This is a genomic window from Dietzia sp. DQ12-76, from assembly GCF_014145045.1.
In the GTDB taxonomy this organism is placed as follows: Bacteria; Actinomycetota; Actinomycetes; order Mycobacteriales; family Mycobacteriaceae; genus Dietzia.
This window is the reverse complement of the sequence record NZ_JAALDV010000346.1, coordinates 1-5,237: the sequence shown is the minus strand read 5'-3', so window position 1 is coordinate 5,237 and position 5,237 is coordinate 1. Positions and strand designations below refer to the sequence as shown.

Genomic DNA, 5,237 nt, shown 5'->3' with positions numbered 1-5,237 from the left:
CCGCGAGTCACGAGGCGGGTTCCCTCTCGGGGACGGTCGCCACGATGCCGGCCACCTCGCGCATGAAGTCCACCACGCGCGGCCCCCACCGGCTGGCCAGGTCCTCGTCGACCACGAAGACCCGGCCCTGCCTGACCGCGCCGAGCTCGCTCCACCCGGGCCGCCCGGCCACGACCTCCGGCGTGATCCCGCAGCACTGGCCGTCGGCGAGCATCACCAGGTCCGGGTCCGACTCCAGGATCAGCTCCTCCGACAGCTGCGGATAGGCGTCGTCACCGGTCGCGATCGAGGTCAACCCGAGCAGGGAGTACACCTCGCCGATGTAGGTGTCGTCGGTGACGGTGTAGTAGGTGTCGTCGAGCTCGTGGAAGTAGGTCAGTGGGGTCTCACGCTCCGGGACCGACGCCACGATCTCGTCGATCTCGCCCCGCATCCGGGAGACCAGCTCGGCGGCCTCGCCGACGGTCCCGGTGGCGGCGCCCACCTGCTCGATCTGGGAGAAGGTGTCGTCCAGGGTCCGGGCGGCGGGGAGGAGCAGGACCTCGACCCCGGACCGCTCGAGCCCGGACACGATGTCGCCGGTGTCATCCGTGGCCACGACGAGGTCCGGTTGGTACCCGAGGATCGCCTCGAGGTTCGGCGTGTATCCCGACAGGTCGGTGACCGGGGCGTCGGGCGGGAAGTCCGATCGCTCGTCCACCGCGACCACCCGGTCGCCGGCGCCCACGGCGTACAGCATCTCGGTGGTGGTGGGGCTGAGCGAGACGATCGCGCCGGGCCCGCCGTCGCCGGGGTCCGTGGCGGCGGCGGTGCCGTCGTCGTCGGCACCGGAACACGCCGAGGCGACCAGGGCCACGACGGTGAGGACGGCGGCGAACAGGGAGCGGGATCCGGGCAGGGTCCGCGCTCGGGACTCGGTCATGGCATCCTCCGGTGGTCGCCCGGACGAGTGCAGCTCGGCTGCGGCGCGGACGCCACGGCACGCAACCGCCCTTCGTGCGAGGTCAGTTCGTACGGTTCCGCGGTCCCGGCCGACCTGGCTCGCCCGCCCGGGGCGGGATCACAGTTGCGCGGACAGCGTCGGACTCACACCGACTTCCGCCGGGTACCACGGGTGTCCGGCAGGGAGCCGGACCCTCCGAGGGTATCCGACCACCGGGTCGACGGCAGGATGGGCCATGACCGCGCCCGGACACGCCGGGTGTCACGCAGCGGCGGCCACACTGCAGCGGCTACACGGCGGCGGCCACGCACCGACGGGAAGGATCACCAGATGACGACGACGACAGGTTCAGGCGAGGGGCCCACGGCCGAGGATCTGCGGGCCCGGGGATTCGCGATCCGACGTGAGGTGATGGGCGACGACTTCGTGGACCGCGCGATGGGCCGGGCCGAGGGCACCGCGTCCGAGGCCATCCAGCACGTGGTCACCGAGAACGTGTGGGGCAACATCTGGTCCCGCCCGGGGCTCGGACGGCGGGACCGGAGCCTGCTGAACATCGGCATGCTCGTGGCGTTGCGGGCGAACGCCGAGTTGGCCGGCCACGTGCGCGGAGGGCTGACGAACGGCCTCACCCGCGAGGAGATCACCGAGGCCGTCATCCACGCCTCGGGATACTGCGGTGCGCCGGCGGCCCTCTCGGCCATGAAGACGGTCCAGGAGGTCTTCGACGCGGTGGACGACAGGTAGGGTCGCGTCCAGAAGTGACCCCTGACACCCCCTGATACCCGACACCCCCTGAACAGGAGCCCCTCGCATGCGCAGCACCATGCAGCCGGAACAGCTGAACATCAGCACCATCCTGACGTTCGGCGCGACCGTCCACGCGGACGCGGTCATCACCACCTGGACCGATCAGGGCCCCCGCAAGATCACGTTCGGGGAGCTGGGCCGGCGCGCCGCGCAGCTGGCCAACGCCCTGCGGACGCTGGGGATCGACGCGGATCAGCGCGTCGCGACCTTCCAGTGGAACAACTCCGAGCACATGGAGGCGTACCTGGCCATCCCGTCGATGGGCGCGGTACTCCACCCCCTGAACATCCGGCTGTTCCCCGACCAGCTCGAGTTCGTGGCCAACCACGCCGAGGACAAGGTCGTGATCGTCGACCCCAGTCTGATCCCGCTCCTGCAGCCCCTGCTGCCGCGGTTCTCGACGGTCGAGCACGTGATCGTCACCGGTGGCGGCGCGGCGAACCTCGAGGCCCCGGAGGGCGTGCAGGTGCACGACTACGAGGAGCTGCTGGCCGCACAACCCGCCGAGTTCGAGTGGCCCGAGGTCGACGAGAACTCCGGCGCCGCGATGTGTTACACCTCGGGCACCACGGGTGATCCGAAGGGCGTCGTCTACTCGCACCGGTCCATCTACCTGCACTCGATGCAGGTCTGCATGTCGGACGGGATGGACATCTCGCTCGACGACAACGTGCTGGCGATCGTCCCCATGTTCCACGCGATGTCGTGGGGCCTGCCGTACGCGGCGTTCCTGGTGGGCGCGTCGCTGCTCATGCCCGAGCGCTTCCTCCAGCCGGAGCCGCTGGCCGCGATGATCGCCTCCGAGCGTCCGACGCTGGCCGCCGCCGTCCCCACGATCTGGCAGGCCGTGGACGCCTACTCGGTCGATCACCCCATCGACATGTCGAGCTTCCGCGCCGTCGTGGTGGGCGGCAGCTCCTGCCCGCCCGCGCTGATCCGCAAGTTCAAGGAGAACTACGGGATCGACATCATCCACGCGTGGGGCATGACGGAGACCTCGCCCCTCGGAACCCTGTCGCGGCCGAAGGCGAACCTGCCGGAGGAGACGCAGTTCGAACTGCGCACCACGCAGGGCCGGTTCATCGCGGGGGTCAAGGCGCGGATCGTCGACGACGCCGGTCAGGAAATGCCCTGGGACGGCGAGTCCGTCGGTGAACTCGAGGTGCGTGGACCGTGGATCACGGGCAGCTACTACAAGGTCGACAGCTCGGACTCCTTCGATGACGGCTGGCTCCGCACCGGCGACGTCGGCTACATCCGTCCCGAGGGGTTCCTGCAGCTGACGGACCGAGCCAAGGACATCATCAAGTCCGGCGGCGAGTGGATCTCCTCTGTCGAGGTGGAGAACTACCTCCTCGAGCACCCGGCCGTGGCCGAGGCGGCCGTGATCGGCATCCCCGACCCCAAGTGGGACGAGCGTCCGCTGGCCACCATCGTGGTCAAGGAGGGGGTGGCCGATCCCGACGTCGAGGATCTGCGCTCGCACCTCGAGAGCCGGATGGCCAAGTGGCAGGTGCCGGAGAAGTTCGCGTTCGTCGACGAGATCCCCAAGACCTCCGTCGGCAAGCTCGACAAGAAGCGCATCCGCGTCTCGCACTCCGACGGCGAGCTCACCGTGGTCAACGCGCTGGAGAAGTAGCCCACTCCCGCCGCGTGGTCACACTCGCTCACGTTCTCCCAGGAGACCGTGCCGGAATCTCGATGTTTGTGACCACTCGGCGGTTCGCGAGGGTGGGGGCGGTTCGCGGGTCGCGGCGAGTGCGGCGGGCGGGTCCCGCGCGGGGCGGTCGAATCGGCCGGGTCGGCTCAGCCGGCGCGGGCCGGCGTGAGCGGCCGCAGGGATACCGGGAGCCCGTCCCCGGGGAACGGCAGCGAGTCGTTCTTCATGGGCGGGACGTAGTCCAGCGGCACGGACCACTCGAAGTGCCGCAGCAGCGCGCTGAGGACGAGCTTGGACTCGAGGTTGGCGAAGATCATGCCGAGGCACTTGTGGACCCCGCCGCCGAAGGGCTCCCAGGCGTAGCGGTGTGACTTGTCCTCGCGCCTGCCCTCGGTGAACCGCTCGGGGTCGAAGATCTCCGGGTCGGTCCAGTACTCGGGCATGTGGTGCGACAGGAGCGGCATCACCGAGACGAGCCGGCCCTCGGGGATCGCCACGCCGAGCACCTCGGTGTCCTTGACCGCCCGGCGCGCCAGTACCGGCACCGGCGGGTGCAGCCGCAGCGTCTCCTTCATCACCAGGTCCAGGTCGGTGAGGCCCTCCAGCTCGGCGAGGGTCGGCGAGGGGCCCAGTTCCAGACACTGTCTCCGACAGCGCTCCTGCCACTCCCGATCGCGCCCGAGTTCGTAGACCATCGAGGTCACGGTGCTGGTCGTGGTGTCGTGCGCGGCCATCAGCAGGAAGATCATCTGGTTGATGATGTCGTCGTCGTCGATCCCGCCGGAGGCGTCGGCCACCTGACACAGGGCCGAGAACAGGTCCTCGCCGGGGTCGGCACGGCGGGCGGGCAGGTGACGCCGGAGGAACTCCTCCAGCAGACGCCGGCCGCGGGTCGCGCGACCCCACTTGGTGAACGGCAGGGGAGCGGTCGAGCGGATGTAGCCGTTGGCGGCCTGCACGCAGTCCACGAACGCGATGTTGACCCGCTCGATCTCCCCGGGTCGGGCGTATTCGGCGCCGCCCATGAACACCTCGGTGGCCAGATCGAGCGTGTGCGACTTGAGGGCGGGGTAGATCTCGAACGCCCGATCGGGGGTCCAGCTCGAGATCCCGCGCTCGACCAGCGGGGCCAGGGTACGGGCGTATCCCTCGAGCCGGGGGCGGGTGAACGCCTCCTGCATGAGGTGCCGGTAGTGGTGGTGCTCGGCGAAGTCCAGCAGCATCAGCCCGCGGTCGAAGAACGGGCCGACGAGGTAGCCCCAGCCGGGGCCGTTGGCGAACGCCTTGTCGGCGTTCTGCAGGGCGATCTGGCACGCGTCGGGGCCGAGCAGCGCGGTCCAGGTGGAGCCGAGGAAGCTCAGTTCGGAGACCGGCCCGTGGTCGCGGTACCGGCGGGCCATCGTGGCCAGTGGATTCTCGACGTACTCGAGGGTCCCGCCCAGGATCGGCAGGTGGGAGCGGAGGGGGGCCGGGCCCGGCCGGTAGACCGGGTCACGTGGATCGCCGTCGATTGACATAGTGCACCTCTTTGTCGGGGTCCCTCCAGTCTGTGACCTCTCTCACGCGACTGTCAGCCGAATAGCGAAACTGGCGGTTTCGTTTCTCCCCGCCGTGGCGGTAACGCGGTGGTGGCAGATGCGGTACTCAGGCGCGGGCGACCAGTGCCGCCACGTCCACCCCGTCGGGAAGCGCGCCGTACTCGGCCGAGCGATCATCACCGAGCCTGGCCAGGCAGAACGCCTCGGCGACCGCTGCCGGGGCGTGGGCGAGCAGGACCGCGCCCTGCTGGCCCAGGGCCATGGCCTCGACGAGGCGCCGGGCGAT

Annotated in this window: 4 protein-coding genes, 1 pseudogene and 1 riboswitch; of the genes and pseudogenes, 2 read left to right on the top strand and 3 right to left on the bottom strand. The window is 70.0% G+C overall.

Features of this window, described 5'->3' with window-relative positions; genetic code table 11:
• Positions 1 to 7: 7 nt before the first annotated feature.
• The gene (locus G6019_RS11860) at positions 8 to 922 is read right to left on the bottom strand and encodes an ABC transporter substrate-binding protein (RefSeq protein ID WP_182627667.1); all 915 of its coding nucleotides are present in this window, start codon (positions 920 to 922) and stop codon (positions 8 to 10) included.
• A 90-nt stretch (positions 923 to 1,012) separates the two neighbouring features.
• A riboswitch (cobalamin riboswitch) is annotated at positions 1,013 to 1,149 on the bottom strand.
• Between the two features lie 124 nt (positions 1,150 to 1,273).
• Between G6019_RS11860 and G6019_RS11855 the strand changes: the two genes are divergently transcribed.
• Both G6019_RS11855 and G6019_RS11850 read left to right on the top strand, forming a co-directional pair.
• Positions 1,274 to 1,690, top strand: coding sequence for a carboxymuconolactone decarboxylase family protein (locus tag G6019_RS11855; protein WP_182612559.1), 417 nt, complete (start codon positions 1,274 to 1,276; stop codon positions 1,688 to 1,690).
• 67 nt (positions 1,691 to 1,757) lie between these two features.
• A complete protein-coding gene (locus G6019_RS11850) occupies positions 1,758 to 3,392 on the top strand; it encodes a long-chain fatty acid--CoA ligase (protein ID WP_182612561.1) in 1,635 nt (544 codons plus the stop codon).
• 167 nt (positions 3,393 to 3,559) lie between these two features.
• Here G6019_RS11850 and G6019_RS11845 read toward each other — a convergent pair whose 3' ends face one another.
• Both G6019_RS11845 and G6019_RS11840 read right to left on the bottom strand, forming a co-directional pair.
• A complete protein-coding gene (locus G6019_RS11845) occupies positions 3,560 to 4,930 on the bottom strand; it encodes a cytochrome P450 (RefSeq protein WP_182612563.1) in 1,371 nt (456 codons plus the stop codon).
• A 127-nt stretch (positions 4,931 to 5,057) separates the two neighbouring features.
• Positions 5,058 to 5,237 (bottom strand): annotated as a pseudogene (locus tag G6019_RS11840) (DNA alkylation response protein); the annotation flags it as partial.

Bases quoted from the DNA above. Each gene is read 5' to 3' on its own strand.
- G6019_RS11860 (WP_182627667.1), bottom strand. From the start codon at position 922: ATGACCGAGTCCCGAGCGCGGACCCTGCCCGGATCCCGCTCCCTGTTC.
- G6019_RS11855 (WP_182612559.1), top strand. From the start codon at position 1,274: ATGACGACGACGACAGGTTCAGGCGAGGGGCCCACGGCCGAGGATCTG.
- G6019_RS11850 (WP_182612561.1), top strand. From the start codon at position 1,758: ATGCGCAGCACCATGCAGCCGGAACAGCTGAACATCAGCACCATCCTG.
- G6019_RS11845 (WP_182612563.1), bottom strand. From the start codon at position 4,930: ATGTCAATCGACGGCGATCCACGTGACCCGGTCTACCGGCCGGGCCCG.